General features: G+C 72.6%; 22 protein-coding genes and 1 riboswitch. Of the genes, 11 read left to right on the top strand and 11 right to left on the bottom strand.

Going from position 1 to position 24,069, the window contains the following annotated elements:
* Positions 1 to 27: 27 nt before the first annotated feature.
* Positions 28 to 432 carry an aspartate 1-decarboxylase gene (gene panD, locus FLP10_RS11160; protein ID WP_246150000.1) on the bottom strand — a complete coding sequence of 135 codons (405 nt, stop codon included), beginning with the start codon at positions 430 to 432 and terminating at the stop codon, positions 28 to 30.
* 72 nt (positions 433 to 504) lie between these two features.
* On the opposite strand from panD, the gene FLP10_RS11155 reads away from it, so the two are divergent.
* The 4 genes from FLP10_RS11155 to FLP10_RS11140 all read left to right on the top strand — a co-directional run bounded on the left by FLP10_RS11155 (position 505) and on the right by FLP10_RS11140 (position 5,861).
* The gene (locus tag FLP10_RS11155) at positions 505 to 1,092 is read left to right on the top strand and encodes a GNAT family N-acetyltransferase (RefSeq protein WP_149160928.1); all 588 of its coding nucleotides are present in this window, start codon (positions 505 to 507) and stop codon (positions 1,090 to 1,092) included.
* Positions 1,093 to 1,145: 53 nt separating this feature from the next.
* Positions 1,146 to 1,241: riboswitch (TPP riboswitch) on the top strand.
* Positions 1,232 to 2,131 (top strand): hydroxyethylthiazole kinase, encoded by a 900-nt coding sequence (gene thiM / locus FLP10_RS11150; protein ID WP_149160927.1) that lies wholly within the window; start codon positions 1,232 to 1,234, stop codon positions 2,129 to 2,131. (Overlaps the previous riboswitch by 10 nt.)
* Positions 2,128 to 4,419, top strand: a complete 2,292-nt coding sequence (locus FLP10_RS11145) for a bifunctional hydroxymethylpyrimidine kinase/phosphomethylpyrimidine kinase (RefSeq protein ID WP_149160926.1) — start codon at positions 2,128 to 2,130, stop codon at positions 4,417 to 4,419. Before thiM ends, FLP10_RS11145 begins: the two co-directional genes overlap by 4 nt.
* Positions 4,416 to 5,861, top strand: coding sequence for an MFS transporter (locus FLP10_RS11140; RefSeq protein WP_149160925.1), 1,446 nt, complete (start codon positions 4,416 to 4,418; stop codon positions 5,859 to 5,861). Before FLP10_RS11145 ends, FLP10_RS11140 begins: the two co-directional genes overlap by 4 nt.
* Here the strand turns inward: FLP10_RS11140 and FLP10_RS11135 are convergent.
* From FLP10_RS11135 to FLP10_RS11120, 4 genes are all read right to left on the bottom strand, one after another.
* Positions 5,783 to 6,595, bottom strand: coding sequence for an MOSC domain-containing protein (locus FLP10_RS11135; protein WP_149160924.1), 813 nt, complete (start codon positions 6,593 to 6,595; stop codon positions 5,783 to 5,785). The two genes, FLP10_RS11140 and FLP10_RS11135, sit on opposite strands and share 79 nt — an antisense overlap.
* 161 nt (positions 6,596 to 6,756) lie before the next feature.
* Positions 6,757 to 7,752 carry a type I glyceraldehyde-3-phosphate dehydrogenase gene (gene gap / locus FLP10_RS11130; protein WP_149160923.1) on the bottom strand — a complete coding sequence of 332 codons (996 nt, stop codon included), beginning with the start codon at positions 7,750 to 7,752 and terminating at the stop codon, positions 6,757 to 6,759.
* A 139-nt stretch (positions 7,753 to 7,891) separates the two neighbouring features.
* Positions 7,892 to 8,737, bottom strand: coding sequence for a 3-hydroxyacyl-CoA dehydrogenase (locus FLP10_RS11125; RefSeq protein WP_149160922.1), 846 nt, complete (start codon positions 8,735 to 8,737; stop codon positions 7,892 to 7,894).
* A 46-nt stretch (positions 8,738 to 8,783) separates the two neighbouring features.
* On the bottom strand, positions 8,784 to 9,320 hold the full coding sequence (locus FLP10_RS11120) for a MarR family winged helix-turn-helix transcriptional regulator (protein WP_149160921.1): 537 nt from the start codon (positions 9,318 to 9,320) through the stop codon (positions 8,784 to 8,786).
* A gap of 277 nt (positions 9,321 to 9,597) precedes the next feature.
* Between FLP10_RS11120 and FLP10_RS11115 the strand changes: the two genes are divergently transcribed.
* A complete protein-coding gene (locus FLP10_RS11115; RefSeq protein ID WP_149160920.1) occupies positions 9,598 to 10,278 on the top strand; it encodes a ClpP family protease in 681 nt (226 codons plus the stop codon).
* Positions 10,275 to 10,889, top strand: coding sequence for a ClpP family protease (locus FLP10_RS11110; protein WP_149160919.1), 615 nt, complete (start codon positions 10,275 to 10,277; stop codon positions 10,887 to 10,889). Before FLP10_RS11115 ends, FLP10_RS11110 begins: the two co-directional genes overlap by 4 nt.
* A gap of 226 nt (positions 10,890 to 11,115) precedes the next feature.
* Here the strand turns inward: FLP10_RS11110 and FLP10_RS11105 are convergent, their stop codons facing one another.
* A complete protein-coding gene (locus FLP10_RS11105) occupies positions 11,116 to 11,505 on the bottom strand; it encodes a helix-turn-helix domain-containing protein (RefSeq protein ID WP_149160918.1) in 390 nt (129 codons plus the stop codon).
* Positions 11,506 to 11,514: 9 nt separating this feature from the next.
* On the bottom strand, positions 11,515 to 12,846 hold the full coding sequence (locus FLP10_RS11100; RefSeq protein WP_149160917.1) for an MFS transporter: 1,332 nt from the start codon (positions 12,844 to 12,846) through the stop codon (positions 11,515 to 11,517).
* Between the two features lie 80 nt (positions 12,847 to 12,926).
* Between FLP10_RS11100 and FLP10_RS11095 the strand changes: the two genes are divergently transcribed.
* Positions 12,927 to 13,361 (top strand): MerR family transcriptional regulator, encoded by a 435-nt coding sequence (locus FLP10_RS11095; protein WP_149160916.1) that lies wholly within the window; start codon positions 12,927 to 12,929, stop codon positions 13,359 to 13,361.
* Positions 13,362 to 13,573: 212 nt separating this feature from the next.
* On the opposite strand, the gene FLP10_RS11090 is transcribed toward FLP10_RS11095, so the two are convergent.
* Positions 13,574 to 14,521 (bottom strand): GlxA family transcriptional regulator, encoded by a 948-nt coding sequence (locus FLP10_RS11090; protein ID WP_149160915.1) that lies wholly within the window; start codon positions 14,519 to 14,521, stop codon positions 13,574 to 13,576.
* A gap of 98 nt (positions 14,522 to 14,619) precedes the next feature.
* Positions 14,620 to 15,480 carry an alpha/beta fold hydrolase gene (locus tag FLP10_RS11085; protein ID WP_168209178.1) on the bottom strand — a complete coding sequence of 287 codons (861 nt, stop codon included), beginning with the start codon at positions 15,478 to 15,480 and terminating at the stop codon, positions 14,620 to 14,622.
* Positions 15,481 to 15,541: 61 nt separating this feature from the next.
* Between FLP10_RS11085 and FLP10_RS11080 the strand changes: the two genes are divergently transcribed.
* Positions 15,542 to 15,973 carry a hypothetical protein gene (locus tag FLP10_RS11080; RefSeq protein WP_149160913.1) on the top strand — a complete coding sequence of 144 codons (432 nt, stop codon included), beginning with the start codon at positions 15,542 to 15,544 and terminating at the stop codon, positions 15,971 to 15,973.
* Positions 15,974 to 16,010: 37 nt separating this feature from the next.
* On the opposite strand, the gene FLP10_RS11075 is transcribed toward FLP10_RS11080, so the two are convergent.
* On the bottom strand, positions 16,011 to 16,730 hold the full coding sequence (locus tag FLP10_RS11075; RefSeq protein WP_149160912.1) for a type 1 periplasmic-binding domain-containing protein: 720 nt from the start codon (positions 16,728 to 16,730) through the stop codon (positions 16,011 to 16,013).
* A gap of 279 nt (positions 16,731 to 17,009) precedes the next feature.
* On the opposite strand from FLP10_RS11075, the gene FLP10_RS11070 reads away from it, so the two are divergent.
* The 3 genes from FLP10_RS11070 to FLP10_RS11060 all read left to right on the top strand — a co-directional run bounded on the left by FLP10_RS11070 (position 17,010) and on the right by FLP10_RS11060 (position 22,103).
* Positions 17,010 to 18,296, top strand: a complete 1,287-nt coding sequence (locus tag FLP10_RS11070) for a HupE/UreJ family protein (protein WP_149160911.1) — start codon at positions 17,010 to 17,012, stop codon at positions 18,294 to 18,296.
* Between the two features lie 172 nt (positions 18,297 to 18,468).
* The gene (locus tag FLP10_RS11065) at positions 18,469 to 20,895 is read left to right on the top strand and encodes a purple acid phosphatase family protein (RefSeq protein ID WP_149160910.1); all 2,427 of its coding nucleotides are present in this window, start codon (positions 18,469 to 18,471) and stop codon (positions 20,893 to 20,895) included.
* Between the two features lie 92 nt (positions 20,896 to 20,987).
* Positions 20,988 to 22,103: a WxL protein peptidoglycan domain-containing protein gene (locus FLP10_RS11060; RefSeq protein ID WP_210418386.1), complete on the top strand. Its 1,116-nt coding sequence runs from the start codon at positions 20,988 to 20,990 to the stop codon at positions 22,101 to 22,103.
* A gap of 11 nt (positions 22,104 to 22,114) precedes the next feature.
* On the opposite strand, the gene FLP10_RS11055 is transcribed toward FLP10_RS11060, so the two are convergent.
* Positions 22,115 to 24,067 carry a glycoside hydrolase family 127 protein gene (locus FLP10_RS11055; protein ID WP_149160909.1) on the bottom strand — a complete coding sequence of 651 codons (1,953 nt, stop codon included), beginning with the start codon at positions 24,065 to 24,067 and terminating at the stop codon, positions 22,115 to 22,117.
* Positions 24,068 to 24,069 lie beyond the last annotated feature (2 nt).

Below are 24,069 nucleotides of genomic sequence, written 5' to 3'. Positions count from 1 at the left end.
GCACGACGGGACCGGCGGACTCGGCCCCTACGCGAGCACCGCGTGGGGCGGGGTCGCCACGTCGCCGACGATCGCCTCGGCCGGGTCGGTGCCGAGTTCGACGATGCGGTTCGCCGCGTCGACGTGCACGATCGCCGGCGCGAATTCCGCGGCATCCGCCGCGTCGAGCGACGCCCACGAGATCAGGATGACCAGGTCGCCCACCGCGACCAGCCGCGCGGCCGCGCCGTTCACGCCGATGACGCCCGAGCCGCGCTCGCCCGCGATCGTGTAGGTGTCGAATCGGGCGCCGTTCGCGATGTTCACGACCGAGACGAGCTCGCCCGGCAGGATGTCGGCCGCGTCGAGCAGATCCTGGTCGACGGTGATCGAGCCGACGTAGTGCAGGTCGGCGTGCGTCACGGTCGCCCGGTGGATCTTCGACTTCAGCATGGTTCGACGGAACGACGGCATCGTTCCATCCTGCCCGATGCCGCAGCACGGCCGGTCTGGGAGGATCGGCGCATGGACGAGGCATCCGAGGCATCCGGCGCTCCCGAGGCATCCGGCGCTCCCGAGGCATCCGGCGCTCCCGAAGCATCCGTGATCGCGCCCGTCGGCGACCTGCCCGCCGGGGTCGCGCTGCGCCGCCCGACCGAGCGCGACCACGCGGCGGTCGTCGGCGTCATCACCGAGTGGTGGGGGCTGCCGGGCACCAGCCACCTGCCGTTGCTGATGCCGCGGCTGTTCTTCCAGCACTTCTCGGACACGAGCTTCATCGCGACGGATGCCTCGGGGCTGGCGGGGTTCCTCATCGGATTCCGTTCGAGCGCGCAACCGGGGGTCGCGTACATCCACTTCGTCGGCGTGCGGCCCGACCTGCGCGGGGCCGGGCTCGCGCGCACGCTCTACGAGACGTTCTTCGCCGAGGCGCGCGCCGCGGGCGGCCACCGCGTCGACGCGATCACCGGGCCGGGCAACCGCCGATCGCAGGAGTTCCACGCCGCGATGGGGTTCACTGCGACCGGCGACATGGAGGTCGACGGCGTCCTCGCGTGGCGCGACTACGACGGGCCGGGCGAGCATCGCGTCGCGTTCACGCGGGCGATCTGACGCCGCCCGCAACGCATCTCACCGGGTCTCCGAACACGTCCGCTAGGCTCGCACGCAGTGACACGGGGTGCCGCGACCGCGCGGCTGAGATCACACCCGTCGAACCTGATCTAGCTCGTACTAGCGAAGGGATGTCGCGATGCAGACGCGCGCACTCACCGACCCTGCCCACCTGACCGCCGCGAGCGTCGAGCTGCTCGACCGCGTGCGATCCACGACCCCACTGGTGCACTGCATCACGAACAGCGTGGTGACGAATTTCACCGCGAACGTGCTGCTCGCGCTCGGCGCCGCTCCGGCGATGGTCGACATCACCGACGAGTCGGGCCTGTTCGCCGGCGTCGCCGGCGGTCTGCTCGTCAACCTCGGCACTCCGACGCCCGAGCAGCGTGCGGCCGCCCGCGAAGCGGTCGCGGGCGCGAACGCGGCGGGCACGCCGTGGGTGCTCGACCCCGTCGCGATCGGCGCACTGCCGGTGCGCACCGCGCTCGCCCACGAGCTCGTCGCCGGCCGGCCCACGGCCATCCGCGGCAACGCGTCGGAGGTGCTCGCGCTCACCGGCGCAGGTGCCGGCGGACGCGGCGTCGACGCGGCCGACACGACGGAGGCCGCCGCCGACGCCGCAACGCACCTCGCGGCGACGTTCGGCTCGGTCGTCGCCGTGTCGGGCCCGGTCGACCTTGTCACCGACGGCGTGCGCACGGCGCGGCTCGCCAACGGAGACGCGCTGCTCACCCGGGTGACCGGCGGAGGCTGCGCGCTCGGCGCGGTGACGGCGGCGTTTCTGGCGGCGGCGCTCGGCACCGAGCACGACGCGTTCACCGCGACGGCTGCGGCGACCCTCGTCTACACCGTCGCGGCCGAGCTCGCCGCGACCGACGAGACGGGCCGGGCGGTCGGGCCGGGCACCTTCGCGGTGCGGTTCCTCGACGCGCTCGCCGCGGTCGACGGCGCGCGGGTCACCGAGCGAGCGCGGGTCGCAGCGGGCGCTGCGGGCGACGCGGATGCCACGGCACCGGCCGCGGTGGTGCCGGCGTGAGCCCGCGGCATCCGCTCGACCTGTCGACCTACCTCGTGACCGATGCCGCCCTCTGCGGCGAGCGTGGCGTGACCGACGTCGTGGCCGAGGCGGTCGCGGGCGGCGTGCGCGTCGTGCAATTGCGCGACAAGCAGGCGACCACCGAGGAGTTGCTCGACCAGGTCGCCGAGCTCGCACGGGTGATCGGCGGGCGCGCAGCGCTCGTCGTGAACGACCGGCTCGACGTCGTGGTCGCGGCGCGTGAACGCGGCATCCGCGTCGACGGCGTGCACCTCGGGCAGGGCGACGCGGCGGTGCTCGCCGCACGCCGAGCCCTCGGACCCGACGCGATCGTGGGCCTCACCGCGAACACGCCGGCGCATCTCGAGGCGGTCGCGCGCCTGCCCCGCGGCACGGTCGACTACCTGGGCGTCGGCGTGATTCGACCGACGACCACCAAACCCGATCACCCGCCGGCCCTCGGCATCGACGGATTCGCGGCGATCGCCGCAGCGACCGAGCTGCCCTGCGTCGCGATCGGCGGCGTGGGCGTCGCGGATGTCACGGCGCTGCGCCGCGCGGGGGCCGCGGGCGTCGCGGTGGTGTCGGCGATCTGCGCGGCACGTGATCCGCGTGCAGCGGCCGCGGAGTTCGTCGCGCGGTGGGCGGAGAGCGCGGGAATCGAGCCGGTGCGGTGGGAGGCACGGTCGCGGGGTCTCGAGATGCGTCCGACTGCGTCGGGCGATCCTCGACCAGCGGGCAAGGGCGACCCCGCGGCACGCGTGCCGCGGGTGCTGAGCATCGCGGGCAGCGACCCGTCTGGCGGCGCGGGCATCCAGGCCGATCTCAAGTCGATCGCGGCGGTCGGCGGGTACGGCATGGCTGCGATCACGGCGCTCACCGCGCAGAACACGCGCGGGGTCCGGGGCGTGCACGTGCCGCCTGCGACGTTCCTGGCCGACCAGCTCGACGCGATCGCCGATGACATCGAGATCGATGCGGTGAAGATCGGCATGCTCGCGAATGCCGAGGTGATCGACACGGTCGCCGCGTGGCTGCGTCGCATCCGCCCGCCGGTCGTCGTGCTCGACCCCGTGATGGTCGCGACCAGCGGCGACCGGCTGCTCGACCCGGCCGCCGAGCGCGCGTTGCGCGACCTGCTGCCGCTGGCCGACGTGGTGACGCCCAACGTGGCCGAGCTCGCGGTGCTCGCCGACGCCGAATCTGCAACCACCTGGGCCGGTGTCATCGCCCAGGCCGAGACCGTCTCAGCCGGTTTCGGCGTGCGGGTGCTCGCGAAGGGCGGACACCTCGCGGGGGCGACGGCACCCGACGCGCTCGTCGATGCGGCGACCGCCACCATCGTCGAGTTCGACGGCGACCGCATCGCCACCACGGCGACCCACGGCACGGGCTGCTCGCTCTCATCGGCGGTCGCCACGCTGCGCGCCTCGCACGGCGAATGGGAACCCGCCATCGCCGAGTCGCGCCGATGGCTGCGCGAGTCGCTGCGGCACGGCGAGGAGCTCGCCGTGGGCGGCGGCCACGGGCCTGTACATCACTTCGCCGGCCTCTGGTCGCGCGGCGGTACGACGACCGCCCCGACTGCCGCCGAGGTCGAGGCAGAGTGGTGGACGCACATCGTCGACGTGCGGAGCGCGATCGACGACCTCCCGTTCGTGCGCGGACTGGCCGACGGTACGCTCCCGCGCGACGTGTTCTCGGGCTACCTCGCACAGGACGCGATCTACCTGGGCGAGTACGCGCGGGTGCTGGCCGAGGCATCCAGGCTCGCGTCGGATGCCTCGGAGCAGGCCTTCTGGGCGCGGTCATCGGTCGGCGCCCTCGACGGCGAACTCGCGCTGCACGCCGAGTGGCTGGGCGGGACATCCGACCCGGGCGCCGCCCCGGAACCCGACGCGACGAGCGTCGCCTACCTCGACCATCTGCACGCCACCGCGGCGCGCGGGAGCTACGCCGAGCTCGTGGCCGCCGTACTGCCCTGCTACTGGATCTACGCCGACCTCGGCGACCGGCTCGCCGACGGCGGCTTCGGGGCGGCCCCGCGCGATCCCGAGCACCCGTACGCGTCGTGGCTCGCGACCTACGGCGATGCCGAGTTCGCCGTCGCGAACCGCGAGGCGATCCGCATCGTCATCGAGACGGCGGCCGCGGCCCCGCCTGAGGTGCGCGAGCGGATGCGACGTGCGTTCCGCCGCTCGTCCGAGCTGGAACTCGCGTTCTTCGCGGCCCCGCTCGTGGCCGACGCCGGCCGGGCCGACGCGTTGACCGCAGGTGCGTCCTCGTGAACGGCGCGAACCGCGCCCCCGCCCGCCGCGCCCTGGTCGGGGCGACCGCCGGAACCGTGCTCGAGTGGTACGACTTCTTCCTCTACGGCACCGCAGCCGCGCTCGTGTTCCCGACGCTGTTCTTCCCCGACGAAGACCCGCTCACCGGCGTACTGCTGTCGTTCGCCGTCTACGCCACCGGCTTCGTCGCCCGCCCGCTCGGCGGCCTCCTGTCGGGGGCCCTCGGCGACCGCATCGGCCGGCGACGCACGCTGCTCGGCACGCTGCTCGTCATGGGCATCGCATCCGCGCTCATCGGGCTCCAGCCCACGCATTCCCAGATCGGCGCGGCGGCACCCACGCTGCTCGTCGTGCTGCGCTTCATCCAAGGGGCTGCCACCGGCGGTGAGTGGAGTGGCGCCGTGCTGCTCGCGCTCGAGCACTCGCGCGTGCGACCGGGATTCCGCGGAGCGTTCGTGACCAGCGGGGTCTACGTCGGGCTGATCCTCGGCAACCTGGCATTCGTGGTGCTCGTCGCGACGCTCGACGAACAGGCGCTGCTGTCGTGGGGGTGGCGCGTGCCGTTCCTGGCGAGTCTCGTGCTCGTCGCGATCGGCCTCGTGCTGCGCCGTCGCGTCGGCGAATCGCCGGAGTTCCTCGACGTGGTCGCGCGGCACGAACGCGTGCACCGACCGATCGCCGTGGTGCTGCGTCGACCGCGGAACGTGCTCGCGATCCTGCTCATCCGCGGCGGACAGAACGCGACGTTCTACGTCGTGACGGTGTTCTGCCTGAGCTACGCGGCCACGACCGGCATGCCCCGCTGGGTCACGCTGACCGCACTGCTCGTCGGCGCAACGCTCGCCGCGGTGCTGTGCCCGCTGTGGGGCGCGGTCGGCGACCGGATCGGCGCCCGGCAGCTGACCGCGTGGGCGCTCGCCGGCCTGGGCCTACTCGCCGTACCGCTGTTCGTGGTGCTCGACACCGGCAACGCGGCGCTCGTGGTCGGGTTCGTGGCGCTGCTGATCGGCATCGTCAACTCCGCCGCCGATGGCATGCAGCCCGCCTGGTTCACCGCGATGTTCCCCGCGAACATCCGCTATTCGGGCATCTCGATCGGCCGGGAGGCCGGAGGCATCCTCGGCGGAGCGCTCGCTCCGATCGCCGCGACCGCGATGCTCGCTGCGACCGGCCACTGGTGGCCGGTCGCAGCGATGATGATCGCCGGCGCCGCGCTCGGCATCGTCGGCACCGCGGTCGCCCGGCCCGTGCGCACCTCGCCGCTCGCGCAGCCGAACTCCGAGGGTGCTGGCGGGCGAGATCGTCTGGGCGGCGTCGCGTCGTCGAGGCTCATCGCTCGCGCGGAGGCCTCGAAGCCGAGCGATCAACCGAGCCTCGGCACGACCTCCTCGGCGACGGCGATCTCGCCCGTCGTCTCGGGTGCGAGCCAGATGCCGAAGTAGGTCTTGCCGTTGCGACGGCGATGCCGGGCGAGTGTGCGGATCGGTTCCTTGCCGCGTACGAGCGTCGTCGGGTCGATCGTGGTCATCACGCATCGGTCGCACACGCCGACCACGCGGAACCGCATCGATCCGATGTCGACGTGCGACCACGCCTCCTCGGCGAACGGCTCATCGCCGTCGATCACCACGTTCGGGCGGAACCGCAGCATGTCGAGGGGTGGCGTCTCGTCGTCGGTCCACCGGTCGAGTTGCGCGAGCGAAGCCTGCGTCGTGAGCAGCAGCGGCCCCACGTCGGCGAGGCTCACGTGCTCGCCCGCGAGGCCGCCGTGCGTCGGGTTCACCGGACGCACGCGCGGGTCGGGCTGCCACACGAGCCGTACCGGCTGCCCGATCCTGGTGCTCAGCCACTCGTCGGCCTCGTCGCCCGCGGGCAGCGCCTCGCGCTGGCGTGAGATGCCGACGGGGATGGGTGTTGCGTCGGTAGGCGGATCGACGCGCAGCAGGTCGCTGCCGGATGCCCCGGCATCGCCGAGCAGCACCCCGCCGTCGGCGAGTGCCTCGGCGGTGAGCCCGAGCATGCGGTTGCGTTCGCGCGCTGTCACGGTCGCGCCGTCGCGGTCGACCACCGCCCAGCGTCGGTCGCCGGCGAGCCCCCAGGTCTCGACTCGCGCCATGCCGACGTCGTATCCCGCGAGCGACTTCACCGGGTGCACCCGCAGCCTCGTGACCAGCATCCGTCCACGTTAACCCGGCGCGGCCGGCGCACGGGGCCGACGCACCCCTGCGGGGACGCTCGTGGTCGCTCACGTCGGGTGCGGGCGACCACAAGCGTCCCCGACGAAGGGGGCACCGGGCGGGGCGGGGCGGGACGGGCGGGACCCGCCCGGCGTGGCGATCAGGCCGCGAGCAGCAGCAGCGTGTCGATGACGCGGTTCGAGAAGCCCCACTCGTTGTCGTACCAGGCGACGACCTTGACGTGGCGGCCGTCGACGCGCGTCAGCGCGGCGTCGAAGATCGACGAGTGCGGGTTGCCGGTGATGTCGCTCGACACCAGCGGGTCCTCCGAGTACTCGAGCACACCTGCGAGCGGCCCCTCGGCGGCCGCGCGGTAGGCGGCGAGCACGTCCTCGCGAGTCACGTCGCGCGCGACCGTCGTGTTCAGCTCGACGATCGAGCCGACGGGCACGGGCACCCGGATCGAGTCGCCCGACAGCTTGCCGTCGAGCTGCGGCAGCACGAGGCCGATCGCCTTCGCGGCACCGGTCGTCGTGGGCACGATGTTGATGCCGGCGGCGCGGGCGCGGCGCGGGTCGCGGTGCGGGCCGTCCTGCAGGTTCTGCTCCTGCGTGTAGGCGTGCACGGTCGTCATGAAGCCGTGCTCGATGCCGGCGAGGTCGTCGAGCACCGCGGCGAGCGGCGCGAGCGCGTTCGTCGTGCACGACGCGTTCGACACGATGGTGTGCACGGCCGGGTCGTACGCGTCGGTGTTCACGCCGTAGGCGAGGGTGACGTCGGCGCCGTCGGCGGGGGCGCTCACGAGCACCTTCTTCGCTCCGGCGACCAAGTGCGCCGACGCGGCGTCCTTGGAGGTGAAGCGACCGGTCGACTCGAGCACGATGTCGACGCCGAGCTCGGCCCAGGGCAGGTTCGCGGGGTCTCGCTCGGCGAGCACCGTGATGCGACGGCCGTCGACGACGATCTCGTCGCCCTCGACGGTCACGGTGCGCCCGAGCCGGCCGAGGGTGCTGTCGAACTTCAGCAGTTGGGCGAGCGCCTTGGGTTCGGTCAGGTCGTTGACGGCGACGACCTCGAGGTCGACGTCGCGCTCGAGCAGGGCTCGGAGCGTGTTGCGTCCGATGCGGCCGAATCCATTGATGGCGATGCGGGTCATGTCGGTGTGGTTCCTTTCGAATCGACGTGACGATGTTCGCCGAACCCGCCCGCCCGCGGCAGTGGCGCAGGCGACATCATCCGAAAGGATCGCGCCACGCGCGAGACATCCGCCCCGCCCTCGTCCGCGCACCGCGCGCTCAGCGGTAGGAGTAGAACCCCTCGCCCGTCGCGACGCCGAGCTTGCCCTGGTCGAGGTACTGCTCCTTGAGCAACTTCGCGAACGCCTGCTGCTTCTCGCCGCCGGCGATCGACACGTTGTACGCAGTGGTCAGGCCGATCACGTCGAAGATCTGGAACGGGCCCATCGGCGCGCCGGTGCCGATACGCCAGGTCTTGTCGACCGCGTCGGGCTCGGCGATGCCGTCGACGAGCAGGTCGCCGGCCGCGTTCAGCAGCGGCACGAGCAGCGAGTTCAGCAGATAGCCGGCCTTCTCCTTCTTGATCACGATCGGCACCATGTCGATGGATGCCGCGAACTCGACGACCTGCTCGAACACGGCCGGGTCGGTCTGCGGGGTGCCCATGACCTCGGCGGTGTTGTGCAGCCAGATCTGGTTCGCGAAGTGCAGCGCGAGGAACTTCGCGGGCCGACCGGTGAACTCGGCCAGCGCGCTCGGCAGCAGGGTCGACGAGTTCGTCGCGAAGACGGTGTGCTCGGGCGCGACCGCGGCGAGCTTCGTGTACACGTCGCGCTTCAGCTCGAGCGCCTCGGGCACGGCCTCGATCACGAGGTCGGCGTCGCGCACGGCGTCGGTGAGGTCGGCGCTGTACCGGATGCGCGCGAGCGCGTCGTCGGCCTTGCCGCCCGCAGCGCCCGCGACCTGCTGCGAGTAGGTCACGGCGAGCTTGGCGAATCGCTCGCGGGCCGCGTCGAGCGCGGCGTCGTCGATGTCGTAGGCGACCACGTCGTAGCCGCTGAAGGCGGTCTGGTACGCGATCTGCGAGCCCAGCACGCCGGTGCCGAGCACGGTGATGTGCTTCATCAGGGGGTCCCTGTCCTCTCGTGGAGTTCTTGGTCGGGGTGTTCTTTCATGGGCGGATGCCACGTGGTGGTTCTTCACCCGAGGCATCCGGGTCTGGGGAGGAGCCGACCGGCTCGACGCGGCCGCCGGCGCTGCCGGTGGTCGCGGCGTTGAACCGGGCCAGGTCGCGGGCGAAGCGCGCGACCTCGGCGTCGCTCCAGCCGGCGAGGCTCGCATCGACGACCGCCTGCAGGATCGCGACGGTCTCGTCGTAGGCGCGTCGGCCCGCCTCGGTGAGCTCGAGCGGGCGACCGCGACCGGTGCCGGAAGCCTCGCGCACGAGCCCGAGCGCGACGAGGTCGCCGAGCTGGCGCGAGACGGTCGAGCGGTTGAGCCGGAACTCGCGGGCCAGGTCGACCGACCGGGTGCCCGGGTGGTCGACGATGAAGGCCACGATCGACTGCGCGGTCATCGACAGGCTGGTCGGCGCGGTACGCGCGTCGGCGACGCCGCGGCGCGAGATCAGCATGAGCGCATGCAGGATGCCCGAGGCATCCGTCGATCGCGGATCTTCCGCACGCTCACCCTGATCGTTATGTTGCACAATGCAACGCTACGCCTATCCGTTGCATCTTGCAACGGATGGTTCGCGGCCGCCGCCGCACCCACCCCTTTTCAGGAGCCGCGGGCGGATTGGGATCCCTTCTCAGGCGATTCGGTACGTTTCGGCGCCCGGATACGCAGAAGCTCCTGAGAAAAGCACCGCCCAGGGGCGGGATGGGGCATCCGCCGACGGGGCGGGATGGGGATTCCGCCGACGGGGGATCCGCCCACGGGGGAAAGCGTGGCATGCGGGGCATCCGGGCGCGCACGCTGAGGGCATGACCGAACCGACCGCTCCACTGCACCCCATCGACGCCGACCTCGCCGCGCGTCTCTTCGACCGCCGCATCGTCGTACTCGGCGACTCGCTCGACCAGGCGATCGGCAACCGGCTCATCAGCCAGCTGCTGATGCTGAGCGCTGACGATCCTCGCGAGGACATCGCGTTCTGGATCAACTCCCCCGGCGGCTCGGTGCCCGCGATGCTCGCCATCATGGACGTGATGCGCGCGATCCCGAACGACGTGTCGACCCTCGCGATCGGCATGGCGGCCAGCGCGGGGCAGTTCCTGCTCTCGGCGGGCACCCCGGGCAAGCGCGCCGCGCTGCCGCACGCGCGCATCCTCATGCACCAGGGCTCGGCCGGCATCGGCGGCACCGCCATCGACGTCGAACTGCAGGCCGAAGACCTGCGGTACACGCGCGACACCGTGCTCGCACTCATCGCCGAGCACACCGGGCAGTCGCTCGACCGCATCACCGAGGACTCGCAGCGCGACCGCTGGTGGACGGCTCAGGCCGCCGTCGAGTACGGATTCATCGACCGGGTCGTGCGAGACGCCGCCCACATCTACCCGGCGCCGCCCGCCCGCACCGTCGGCATCGGGCTGCCCGACGCCGCCGACGGCGCCGCAGCGAGGCATCCGCTCGCCCCGCGAACCGAAGGAGTACGCGCATGAGCACCTACTCGATCCCCTACGTCGTCGAACGCCGCGCCGGCGTCGAACGCTCGATGGACGTGTACAGCCGCCTGCTCTCGGAGCGCATCGTCTACCTCGGCACCGAGCTCGACGACGGCGTGGCCAATGTGCTCATCGCGCAGCTGCTGCACCTCGAGTCCGACAGCCCCGACACGCCCGTGAGCCTGTACCTGAACTCGCCCGGCGGATCCCCGCAGGCGGCACTCGCGGTCTACGACACGATGCAGCACATCAGGCCGGATGTCGCGACCACCTGTGTCGGGCAGGCCGCGGGCCCGGCCGCGGTTCTGCTGGCGGGCGGAACGCCGGGACTGCGGTCGATCCTGCGGCACGGGCGGGTCATCCTGCATCAGCCGTCGATCCAGGGGCAGGGCGCGATCCCCGACCTGATCATCCATGCTGACGAGGTGGTGCGGGTGCGTGCCGAGCTCGAGACCGTGCTCGCGCACGACACGGGCCGCCCGATCGAGCAGGTGCGGCGCGACACCGACCGCGACCTGATCCTGCCGGCGGCTGCGGCCGTCGAGTACGGCATCGCCGATCACCTGGTCCCGGTGCGGCGCGACGGCCTCGCGCTTCCGCTGGTCTGACCGATCGGGATCCGTGCGTGGCCCCGCGGACCGGGAACACATTCGAGGATTGGGAGGACGAATCCCTGGAAACGTGTTCCGAATCCTCGAATGTGTTCCCAGGCGGGCCCGGGGGCAGGGGGAGGGTAGGCAGGGGGGCAGGGGGCAGGGGGCAGGGGGGCAGGGGGGCAGGGGGGCAGGGGGGCAGGGGGGCAGGGGGGCAGGGGGGCAGGGGGGAGGGGGCAGGTCAGGCGGCGAGCAGCGCCGAGGGGGTGCCGGGCGAGATCTGCGACGGCAGCACGCCGAGATCGACGCTCGTCGGCAGCACGATCACGCGCCCCCGGGCCTCGGCCATGCGGCGGTCGGTCGTGAGCATGCGCGCGACTCCCGCCGCGAGATCGGCGAGGTCGAGCCCGAGCGCTTCGCCGACGGCGCCGAGCACCTCGCTCGATGCCTCCTTGCGGCCGCGCTCGACCTCGGACAGGTGCTGGACCGAGACGCCCGCCTCGCGGGCGACGTCGGCGAGGGTGCGCTGCTGTTCGAGGCGCTCCTGCCGCAGCAGGGCTCCGACGGCCTCGCGCCAGAGCGCACGGCGGCGCGGGCGCTCGGCCGACGGATGCCACGTGATGCTCGCCATGGCACGAGGCTAACCCTGCGCGCCCGTCGCCGTCTGCTCCGATCCGCTCACAGCGGAACGGGCGCCCGACGACCGGGCCGACCACCCCGAGGCGGCGAGCGCCGCCCCAGACAGCACGACCACGCCGGCGGCGAGCACGGGCAGCGTGCCGATGCCGAACCCGTTCACCACGGCCGACGAGAGGGCCGCCCCGATCGCGATGCCGAGGTTGAACACCACGGGGATGAGCGCCCCGGCCAGATCGCGGCGCGACGGACCGGCGAGGCGCAGCACCAGGGTCTGGGCGAGCGGCGGCACCGCCCCGGATGCCACGCCCCACAGCAGTACCACGCCCACCGCGAACCCGGGGCTCGCGCCGACGAACACCAGCGCCGCGATCGCCGCAGCTGTGACGAACGTCGCCCCGACGAGCGCACGACGGGTGTCGGCGAACCGGCCTGCGACGAACACGCCGATCGCCGAGGCGACGCCGAACGCGAACAGCATCGCACCGATGCCGCCCGGAACGCCGGGCACATCGACGAGCCGGGTGACGAAGGTGTACGCGCCGTAATGCCCGACGAGCAGCACGGCGACGAGCGAGATCACCACGACGATCGGGCGGATGCCACGCCCGGCGTCGGCGGCCGAGGGGACGCCGCGCTCCGAGGCATCCGTGTCGCCGCCGACCGCGACGGAACCGTTCGCCGCCGCGCGCTCCGCGACATCCGCGACCCGAGGAGTCCGACGCACGACGAACCGCACGAGCACCGCCGCGATCAGCGCGGCAACGGCGAGCCCGCCGAAGGCGGCCCGCCAGCCGATCGCATCCGCGACGACCGCACCGACCGGCGTGCCGAGCACCGTGCCGAGCGTGGCGCCGCCGAGCACGACCGAGACCGCTCGGCCGAGGTCGCGGTCGGCGACGAGGTCGGCGGTGTGCGCGTTGCTGGTGGCCCAGAGCAGGCCGACGGCGAGCGCGCCGATGAGCCGTGCGGCGATCACGTCGGGGTAGGTGTGCACGAGCGCGGTCGCGGCGGTCGAGCCGGCGAGCGCGACGAGGCTCCACACGATGACGGCGCGGCGATCGAAGCGACGGGTGAGGTGCGCGAGCGGCAGGCATCCGACCACGACCACACCGGCCCAGATCGAGACGAGCAGGCCGATCTGCGGTTCGGTCACGCCGAGGCCGGCGCTCATCCACGGCAATACCGCGGTCGGCAGCATCTCGGCGGTGACCATGACGAATGCGGCAGCGCCGAGGACGAGCAGCGACGGCCAAGGGAGTCGCGAGGGGCCGTGCGTGCGAACGGCGTCACGTTCACCCGCGCGTCGGCTGGTGGGTTGGCTGGTGCGGTGCATGGTTCGACGCTAAACTCTGACATTGATGTCAATGTCAAGGTGTTGATGCGCCTGCATCGATCCGACCATCCGGAGGGCTCATGAAGATCGGTGAAGTAGCCGAGCGTGCCGGTGTCTCGCCGCGCCTCGTGCGCTATTACGAGCAACAGGACCTGCTCGCGCCCGAGCGGCAGCCGAACGGCTACCGCGCCTACGACGAGGCCGACGTCGATCGCGTGCGGCGCATCGCCGGCCTCGTGCAGTCGGGCCTGCCGACCCGGCTCGTCAAGGAGGTGCTCGTGCTCGAGGGCGTGGCATCCGACAGCCGCCCCACCTGCGCCCGCGGCGTCGCCGAGATGCTCGCCGCAGAGCTCGCCGGCATCGAGGAGCGCCTCGCCTGCCTCACCCGCAGTCGCGACACGATTCGCGACTTCCTCGCGCGCACCGAGCACGCCGCGCTCCTCGACGACGCGGCACGCGTGACCTCCGACGAAAACAGGACCAGCCGAGCCATCCCCCTCACCCGACCCGCATAACCCGCCTCATCCTGTTTTCGCAGGGCGGCAACCGCACCAGCGACGCCGAGGCAGCCGGTCGCACCCGCCCACCCTCCGACGAAAACAGGACCAGCCGAGCCATCCCCCTCACCCGACCCGCATAACCCGCCTCATCCTGTTTTCGCAGGGCGGCAACCGCACCAGCGACGCCGACGCAGCCCGGGGCCGGCCGGGCCTGCCCGCCGCCCCGCTCAGCGCTGGAAGGTGTGCCGGTACTCCATCGGCGACGTGCCGAGGATGCGCTGGAAGTGCAACCGCAGGTTCGCGCCCGTGCCGAGCCCGGCCTGCGCGGCGATCTGCTCGACGCCGAGGTCGCTGCGCTCGAGCAGTTCGCGGGCCAGGTCGATGCGCGCGCGCAGCACCCACTGCATCGGCGTGTATCCGGTGTCGTCACGGAACCGCCGCGAGAAGGTGCGGGCCGACACGTTCGCGTGCCGGGCGAGGTCGTCGAGCGTGATCGGGTCGCCGAGTCGGGCGATCGCCCACTCGCGCGTCGCGGCGAACCGTTCGCCGAGCGGGTCGGGCAGTGCCCGCGGCACGTACTGCGCCTGCCCGCCGCTGCGGTAGGGGGCGGCGACGAGCCGCCTCGCAACGTGGTTCGACAGTGCGACTCCGTGGTCGCGACGCACGAGATGCAGGCAGAGGTCGATGCCCGAGGCCGCACCGGCCGAGGTGAGCAGCGCGCCCTCGTCGACGAACAGCACGTTCTCATCGACACGGACGAGCGGATGCTTCGCCTGCAACTGCCTCGTGTAGTGCCAGTGGGTCGTGGCGCGGCGGCCGTCGAGCAGGCCGGTCGCGGCGAGCGCGAACGCGCCGGTCGAGATCGCTGCGAGCCGGATGCCGCGGGAATGCGCCGCACGGAGGGCGTCGACCACGGCGCCAGGCGGGTCCTCTCGATCGGGGTGCCGGTAGCCCGGGACGAAGATCGTCTGCGCCCACTCGAGGGCCTCCAGTCCCTCGGCGACGTGGTACGAGAGTCCGTCGCCGCCCGTCACCATGCCGGGGGTCGCCCCGCACACGCGCACCTCGTAGGGCATGCTCGCCCGGGTCGTGAAGATCTGCGCCGGAATGCCGACGTCGAGCGGCTTCGCGCCCTCGAGCACGAGCACCGCGACGCGGTGGTTCCGTCGTGACATCCGCTCTCCTCGATACCGACTGCTTGCGGTCGCAAGGATACCGCCACACCGAACCGACCCCATCGCCCGGTCGTCGCGCCGGAGCCGCCGGAGGCGCCCTACTCGTCGCGCTCGAGGAACTCCGCGACGGTGCGGTCGAACGACACCGGGTCGGTGGCGAACCCCAGGTGCACGGGCATGGTCGCGAACTCGGCGTCGGGCATGTTCACCGTGACCCAGTGCGCGGCGGCCTCGGCCCAGTCGTCGCGCGCGATGAAGAGGGTCGGCACCTGCTCCGAGGCATCCGATGCGACCTCTGCGTAGTCGCTGGTGAGCCCGTCGGCGCCGGTGGCGACCGCGATGTGCTCGGGCGTCTGCAGCCCGAGCTCGACGATGCGCGCGATGTCGGGATCGTCGAGCGGGGCGCCCTCGTCGCGGCCGATCATGTAGGCGGCGTACGCGGTCCAGAACCCGACCCGGTCGTCGATCATGGCTCGCAGGAACGCGACGATGCCGTCGTGGCTGAGCTCGGCCTCGCCCCACTCCTCGGTGCCGGGCATCGCGGGCACCTTCGGGGTCTCGTCGACGAGCACGAGCTTCGAGACCCGGCCGGTGCCGAACTGCTGCAGGTACGACAGCACGTCGAGCACACCGAACGACCAGCCGAACAGCACCACCCGGTCGAGGTCGAGCGCGTTCAGCAGCGCGTCGAGATCGAGGCCGCGCTGCGCGAAGGTATTGCCGGTGAGCGGCTTGGACGAACCGCCGTGCCCACGCGGGTCGACGGCGATCACCTCGAATCCGCGGTCGGGGAAGTCGGCGAGCTGGTGCACGAAGAAGTCGGCCGTGCACGTCCAGCCGGGCAGCATCACGATCGGCGTGCCCGAGCCCCCGCGCAGCACCCGAAGGATGACGTCCTCGCCCAGCTCGACGAGCTCCTCGCTCACGGACTCGGGAACGGGCGGCAGCAGCGCGGTCATGCGTCGAGTCCAGCAGAGCGGATGCCTCGCGGCAAGCGTTCGCGGCGAGGATACTGACCTCATGCACACCACATCGAGAGTCGTGCTGCTCGTCGTGCAGGCGATCGTCGCCGTCACCGCGTTCGCCGGCGGCGTCGCGCTGACCGCCGGTTCGCTGAATCCCGACGTCGCGATGGTCATCAGGCCGCCCCTCGAGTACCTCGAGGGGTCACCGTTCTCGAGCTACCTCGTGCCGGGGCTGGTGCTCGCGCTCGTGCTGGGCGGCATCCACCTGCTCGCGTTCGGGTCGCTGCTGCGTCGGAGCCCGGCGGCGCTGTTCTGGTCGACTGCGGCCGGGTACGCCGCACTGATCTGGATCTTCGTGCAGATGGTGTTCATCCCGTTCAGCTTCCTGCAGGCGATCTACTTCGCGGCCGGGGCGATCGAGCTCGGCCTCGTGCTGCTCATCCTGGGGTTGCTGCGCGGCCCTCGCACTTCCGCGCCGGTCGCGTAGGCAGCCACGCGGCCCGTATCGAGACCTGCGATCACGCTCACCGAGTCGACAGGTGCAGCACGATGCCGGTGTGCCCGTGCAGCACGCTCGCAACGCCGGCCTCGATCGCGTCGCTCGCGCGGGCGGGCGTGATCGCCTCGGCGGTCGGCTCGGATGCCGCGGCCAGCCCCGTGCCGCGGAACGCCGCGCCGTCCCAGATCACCGAGGTGACGTTCTCGGTGGGCTCGGCGAGCTGGGCGCCCACCACGAGGAACTGCTGCCCGAGGTGCTGGGCCGTCAGCAGCGCGAACACGTCGACGACGCCGGCACCGGCACCGACCACGAGGTCGGGAGCGAGGGCGACGGCTTCCTCGATGCGCGCCTCGACGCCGTCGTCGTCGACCGCCGTGCGCTCATCGAGGGCGACACCGGTGCGAGCGGCCCAGACCCGCACCCCGTCCGCGACGGCCGTGCTCGCGGGGTCGTCGCCCGCGGTGATGAGCACGACCCGGTAGCCGGACGGCGGCACGACGCCCGCCCATGAACCGGGTTCGGGTTCGACGGTCGCCTCGGGGGTCGGGGTGGGGCCCGAATCGCCCAGGAACCCGTGGCCGAGCGGGGCGACCCCGGGCACCGGCGAACCGATCGCGGTCGGCGCGCCGTGCGTGGACGCGGCGAGCGCGCACCCGGCCAGCGCCACGCCCGGCGCGAGCAGGGCGGCGACGAACACGGCCAGGCGCACTCGAGTGCGCGGGGGGATCGCACGGCGATCGGTCACGGCGAGGCCTCCTCAGGTGGTTCGGCACCGCAGCGTCGCAACGGCGCGCAGCCCGCACGTGGAGCCCGCGCGACCGACGGGTGAACGCGACGCGAACGTCCGGCATCGAGCGACGCACCCCGACGCAGCGCGTCACGTCACGCGTCGCGCCGTGCGTCGCGCCGCATGGGCTCGGACGCGGTGATGCGCCGTCGCCCCGGGTTCGCCCGGGCGTCGCCTGCCGTTCATCCGCCTCGGGCATGGTGCCCGGGCGACGCCCCGCCGACCCCGAGGAGCCCGATGTCCCCCGCCCCAGCCCGCAGCTCACGACACCCGCGCCGCCCGAGGCATCCGTTCGCCCTCGGACGCATCGCGAGCGCCGCCGCCGGGCTCGCCGCCGCCGGGCTCGCCCTCGTCGGCGCCCTGCTGCCGACCGCGGCGGCGACCGCCCACGGCTTCACCTCGACCGTCTACGTCGAAGTCACCGCCCCCGCTCCCGACCGCGTGCGCGCCGCGCTCGAACTCGAGTACGACCTGCTCGTCGTCTCGGCCGCCGAATACGAGCACGACCCCGCACTCTTCGACGAGGGCATGGCCCTGTTCGAGACGGGTGACGAGGCCCGGGCGCTCGATGCGCATGCCGACACCGTGCTCGCCTACGTGTCGCAGCGATTCACGGTGACCGCCGACGGCGTCGCGTGCGAGTCCGAGCAGACGGGCGGGTTCGGTTCGCGCATCCGCGACGACGTGCCCTACGCGCAGCTCGTGCTCGACTTCACCTGCCCGGCGGCCGACGGCGAGCACGCGGCGCACGCCGCGCACGAGGTGCGAAGCAGCCTGTTTCCCGACGAGGAGGGCTATGTGCGGGACACGAAGACGATCGTCACCTACGAGCTGGACGGCGCGAACGGCAGCGCGGCACTGGATGCCTCGCATCCCTCGTTCTCGACCGGTCAGTCGCTCGGCGAACGCTTCGGCGAGTTCTTCCTGCTGGGTGCCGAGCACCTGCTGAGCGGCATCGACCACATCCTGTTCCTGCTCGCCCTGATCATCGGCTCGCGACGGCTGCGCGACGTGGTGCTCGCCGCGACCACGTTCACCGTGGCCCACTCGGTGACCTTCCTGCTCGCCGCGCTCGGGGTGGTCGACGCTCCGCCGGCGGTCGTCGAGCCGGTGATCGCCGGGTCCATCGCGGTCGTCGCGATCTGGTACCTGCGCGGCCTGTGGCGCCGCCGCGACCGGCTGTACCTGCCCGAACCGCCGCACCGGGGCCCGCTCGGACTGAACCGCGCCGACTGGTCGCGGCTCGGGGTCGTGTTCGCCTTCGGCCTGGTGCACGGCCTCGGGTTCGCGGGTGCGCTCGGCATCGACGAACCGTGGTCGTGGACGCTGCTGTGGTCGCTGCTCGTCTTCAACATCGGCATCGAGGCGGTGCAGCTGGGCATCATCGCGCTGGTCTTCCCGGCCCTCACGCTGTTGCGCCGCCGGATGCCGCGCACCGCCCTGTGGGCGTCGGTCGCCCTCGCGACCGGCATCACGGGCACGGCGCTGGTGTGGTTCACGCAGCGCGTGCTGGGTCTCGAGTGAGCCGACTCGGTCGAGCACGGTCAATTATCGGGCGGGCCACCCCGCCGGTGCCGGCCGTTCATCCCCGATTCATCCGGCGTCGAAACCGTGAGGGCGCGCATGTGCGCAGCGCGCGCCTCTCCGGGCGCGCGTGCTCCCTCCGCGAACTCACTCGAAAGGTGAACCGCACATCATGACAACCCCAGCCCTCGCGTCAGGCCGGCTCCGCCGCGCCCCGCGCGCCGCCATCGCGGCGGTCGGCCTGGTCTCGCTCGTCGCGGGATCGGTCGCCCTCTCCGCGGTGTCGGCGAGCGCGGCCGACGACCTGCCCGCGACCTTCCTGAGCACCGGCTCGACGTGGAAGTACTCGGACACGAACGTCGACCCCGCCGGCGGCGACGCCGACCGGATCGTGTGGACCCGTGCCGGCTACGACGACTCGGCGTGGAAGAGCGGCACCGGCGCCTTCGGCGCCAAGAACGGCTCGCCCACGCCGAACCTCGGCTCGGCGTTCCCGGTCTCGACGGTGCTGAACCAGTACATCGACCCGAACGCGGCGTCGAAGGTCGACGTGCCGACGTTCCACTTCCGCACCACGTTCGACGTCACCTCGGCGCAGCTCAGCGAGATCTCGGGCCTCGCCGGCACCGTCGTCTACGACGACGCCGTGCAGGTGTTCGTCAACGGCACGAAGGTCGCAGGGCTCGCCGACGACCGCGTGAACGAGGTGCCGCCCGCCCAGCAGAACCTCACCTACGCGGGTGAGGGCCTCAGCGACCCGGCGACCTCGACGTTCCAGGTGCCGGCGGCCGCCCTGCAGGCCGGCACCAACACGATCGCCATCGCGCTGTACCAGGACCGCCCCACTTCGAGCGACGCGTACCTCGCACTCACCTCGCTCGCGCCGGTGGAACGGGAGACGGGCTCGACCGCCATCACCGACGTCGTCCTCGGCGTCGGCGGTGACGAGTCGCAGCGCATGCTCACCTGGTACACCTCGAAGGACACCGCGCAGGTCGCGCAGTTCGCGCCCGCAGCGGCCGTCGTCGACGGGAAGTTCCCGGTCTCGGCGGTCACGGTGCCGGCCACCGGCGGCGCGACGACGAGCGGTGAGTTCAACCGCGTCGCGACGCTGACGGGCCTCGCCGAGAACACCGCCTACGTGTACCGCGTGGGCACCGACGGCGACTGGTCGACGGTGCACTCGTTCCGCACCCGGGCGTTCGAGGGCGACTTCGACTTCCTGTTCTTCGGCGACCCGCAGATCGGTTCGTCGGGCAACATCGGCCGCGACGGCGACGGCTGGGCCGACACGCTCGACGTGGCGACCTCGACGTACCCCGACGCCGAGCTGCTGTTCTCGGCGGGCGACCAGGTCGAGCACGCGGCGAACGAGGAGGAGTACGCGGCCTTCCTCGCCCCCGACGCGCTGCGCGAGATCCCCTTCGTGGCGACCAACGGCAACCACGACGTCGGATCGAAGGCGTACGAGCAGCACTTCGGCACCCCGAACACCGACCGCGCGGCCGGCCCCGGCTCGGGAGCCAGCTCGGGCGGCGACTACTGGTTCGTCCACAAGGGCGTGCTGTTCATCGACCTGAACTCGAACAGCCGCGACTACGCGTCGCACGAGGCGTTCGTGCGGAACGTCGTCGCCGAGCACGGCGACGAGGCGTCGTGGAAGGTCGTGGCGTTCCACCACTCGATCTACTCCGCCGGCCCCCACGCGACCGACAGCGACGTGAAGGACCGCCGCTCCACCTGGCCGACGCTGTTCTCCGAGCTCGGCATCGACCTGGTGCTGCAGGGCCACGACCACAGCTACGCCCGCACGTACCTGCTGCACAACGGCGACATCGCGAACCCCGACGAGCAGGCGGGCGCCGACACCGTGACCGCGGGCCCCGGCGGCGTGCTGTACGTGACCTCGAACTCGGCGTCGGGTTCGAAGTACTACGACCTGCAGCCGCAGGGCTTCCCGTGGCTGAGCGTGGCGAACCAGGAGAAGGTGCGCAACTACACCGCCGTCGAGGTCACCGCCGACGCCGTGACCGTGAAGACCCTGCGTTCGCAGGCGAACGGCGATGCCCTGCCGGTCAATTCGGTCGTCGACCAGGTCACGCTGCAGCGCGCGACCGACCCGAACGCGCAGCGCCTGCAGGTCACCGTGCCCGAGGGCGCGCCCGGCGAGTTCGTGTGGTCGATCGACGGCACGAACGGCATCGTCGACCTCGGCACCGCGACCGAGCAGGGCGACCACTTCGCGGCCGCCGGCTCGATCAACCCGATCCGGGTGACCGACACGCGCCGCTCGGGCCCGAACTGGGCGGTCTCGGCGCAGGTCGGCGACTTCGCCGCGGGCGGCACGTCGTTCTCGGGCAAGTACCTCGGGTGGACGCCGAAGGTCGTCGAGCAGGGCGCCGGTGCGATCGCGGGCGACCGCGTTGGCTCGGGCTTCGACGCCGGCGAGGGCCTCTCGTCGTCGTCGACCCTGGGTCGCGCCGACGTCGGGCACTCGCGCGGCTCGGCCAAGCTCGGCGCCGACCTGGAGCTGAAGATCCCGGTCGACGTCACCGACGGCACCTACCGGGCCACGCTCACGCTCACCGCGCTGAGCTGAGCTGAGTCGACCCAGGGGTGGGGCGGGCAGCCAGCTCGCCCCACCCCGCCTTCACTCCCTTGCACCACCAGCACCACCGATCGGAGTCACCCGTGCACACCGCGCCCCTGCTTCGCACCGCCGGCCGCCCCTCGCGCGCCGCCGCCATCGCGTTCTCGGCACTCTTCGCGGCCCTGCTCGCCGCCGGAAGCCTCGCCGGCGCGACCGCGGCGTCCGCCGATGAGGCAGCACCTGAGGGCGCCGTGACGTGGGGGGTGCGCACCGCGTCGAACGCGCTGGGCACCGCCCGCGACAATTTCGCCTATGCGGTCGACCCGGGGGTCGCGGTCGACGACGCACTGGTGGTCACGAACCACGACGATGTCCCCCTCGCTCTCGATCTCTACGCCGCCGACGCGTTCACGACGACGGCCGGCCAGCTCGACGTGCTCGCGCGCGACACCGCGTCGAACGACGCGGGCACCTGGATCTCGCTCGACCGCGAGTCGCTCGAGCTGGCACCCGGCGAATCGGCCGAGGTGCCGTTCACCGTGGCCGTGCCCGACGATGCGACGCCCGGCGACTACGCTGCCGGCATCATCACCTCGCTCGACCGCCCCGCCGATGCGGCCGGCATCACGGTCGACCGCCGCCTCGGCATCCGCGTGCAGCTCAGGGTCGGCGGCGTGCTCGACCCGAGCCTGTCGATCGAGGGCCTGCACGTCGACTACGCCGGCACGTTCAACCCGTTCGGCACCGGGTCGGCGACCGTGGAGTTCACGGTGCGCAACAGCGGCAACGTGCGACTCGCGGCCGGGCAGGCGGTCGCGATCGCCGGGCCGTTCGGGATGCTGCGCACCGACGCGATCGGCGTCCCCGAGCTGCCCGAACTGCTGCCGGGCGAGACGTGGCCGGTGACGGTGCCGGTCGACGGCGTGTTCCCCGCTTTCTGGGTGACCGCGAGCGCCACGCTCTCACCCCGGATTCCGGCGATCGACGAGACCACCGTGCCGCCCGCCGTGGCACCGGTCACGTCGGAGTCCGGCACCTGGGCCGTGCCGTGGGCGCTGCTCGGGCTCGTGCTGCTCGTGGCCGCCGCCGCCGTCGCGGCCTCCCTGCTCGGCCGCCGGGCGCGCCGCCTCCGCGCCGAGCGCGAGGAGGCACGCGTGCAGGCCGCCGTCGAGCAGGCCCTGCGCGAGCGCGAGACCACCCCTCCGCTGGTCGGGTAGCGATCGCAGCGCTACTCGCCCAGCGGAAGGCGCTCCGCGACCGGCACCCACACGCGCATCTGCGAGGGACCGCGCTCGGCCCACGCGTGGTAGGGCACGAGCGGCGCCTCGGTACGAGCGCCCGTGCGTCGATCGACGATGGCCGCCGCGACTCCGCCGTCGGGCAGGTCGCGCGGCGGAGCGGTCGCGTCGACGTGCAGGTCGGCGAAGTCGGCCCCCTCGAGCGGCGTTCCCACGAGGTCGACGGTCTCGAGCGCGAAGACCTCGGGGCCGCGCTCGACCACCAGGCATCCGCGCACCGCGTCGACCCGCGGGTCGGGTGCGGTGAACCGGGGTGCCACGGGCAGCGACAGCTCGACGACGTCGCCCGCGGCGAACGCGCGCTCGACCGCCGCCGTACCCGGTGCCGCCGCGCGCGTCTCGACCCCACCGCCGCCGGCCGGCCGCACCGAGAGCGAAGCCCCGGCCGCCCAGGCCGGCACACGCAGCGACAGCGTCCATGGTGCGTCCCCGCCGGAGGCGAGCACCTCGACCCGCACGATGCCGTCGGCCGGGTAGTCGGTCGACACGGCGAGCGCGACCTCGTGCCCGTCGTCGAGCGTCGTGCGGATGCGCGCCGGCGCGTACTGGTGCAGCTGAACGCCCGAGGCATCCGCGGTCGCCAGGTACCCGGCGAGGCTCGCGAACGTGCGCGCCGTGTTCGGCGGGCAGCACGACACGTCGAACCACGGCGCCCGCAGCGACGAGTGCGCCCGAGGCGAGACCGCATCGGGGTCGGCCGCAGCACCGGGCACGCGCTGGTGCAGCGTGTTGGCGTAGTAGAACGCACGGCCGTCCGCGGCGGGCGAGGTCTCGACCACGTTGAACAGGGTGCGCTCGACCAGGTCGGCGTACTTCGCGTCGCCGGTCGCGAGCAGCAGGCGCCACGAGAACATGACGGATGCCACGCCCGCACACGTCTCGGAGTAGGCACGATCGGCCGGCAGCTCCCAGTCGTCGCCGAACGCCTCGTCCTGGTGGTGCGACCCCTGCCCGCCCGTGACGTACGTGCGGCGCTCGACCGTGGCATCCCACTGGCGCGCGAGCGCATCGAGCAGCTCGTCGTCGCCGGTCTCGATCGCGACATCCGCCGCGCCCGCCGCGAGGTAGTTCGCCCGAACCGAGTGGCCGCGCAGCGCGGTCGCGTCACGCACCGAGATGTCGTCCTGGTAGTACGACCGGCCCCACTCGATGTCGGCGAGCGTGCCGCGCCCGTGCCGTTCGACGAACAGCGCGGCCTGCGTGAGGTATCGCGGCTCCCCCAGGGCGCGGCCGAGTTCGGCGAGGCCGACCTCGACCTCGGCGTGCCCGCAGATGCGCTCGATGCCGCCGTCGCCGAACACCTCGCAGACGAGGTCGGCCGCGCGGCGGGCGACGTCGACGAGTCCGTCGTCGGCGCCGGGGCGGGTGCGGTGCCGCGCCACGGCCGCCTGGAACAGGTGCCCGAGGCAGTACAGCTCGTGCCCCCACTCGAGGTCGCTCCAGCGTGCGCCCTGGCCGGGTCGGCCGAAGCGCGTGTTCAGGTAGCCGTCGGGCTCCTGCGCCGCGGCGACCCGCGCGACGATCGCGTGGAACCGGGCTTCGAGGGCGGAGGCGCGCTCCGAGGCATGCGGGTCGGTGAGCGCACCCAGCCGCCCGAGCTCCCACGCGACCGCCTCGAGGTACTTGTACACCTCGGAGTCGCTGAACTCGCGGCCGCGCCGCCCTGCGGGCAGGGTCCCGGCCGCCGCGAGGTCGAAGTTGCCGAGCCATCCTTCTCGCTCGAGCCATCCTTCGATGTGGTCGAGGGTGTTCGTGCCGTTGACCTCCTGCCGGCGATGCCAGAAGCCACCGGTGATGCGCACCTCGTCGAGGCCGAGGGGGCGCAGCGCCCCCGAGCTCGGCGCGACCGGCACGAGGTGGGCGGTGGTTGCGGTGAGGGTCATGT

The sequence above is a fragment of the Agromyces intestinalis genome (genome assembly GCF_008365295.1).
In the GTDB taxonomy this organism is placed as follows: Bacteria; Actinomycetota; Actinomycetes; order Actinomycetales; family Microbacteriaceae; genus Agromyces; species Agromyces intestinalis.
The sequence above is the reverse complement of the archived record's forward strand: the minus strand, read 5'-3'. Positions and strand labels throughout refer to the sequence as shown.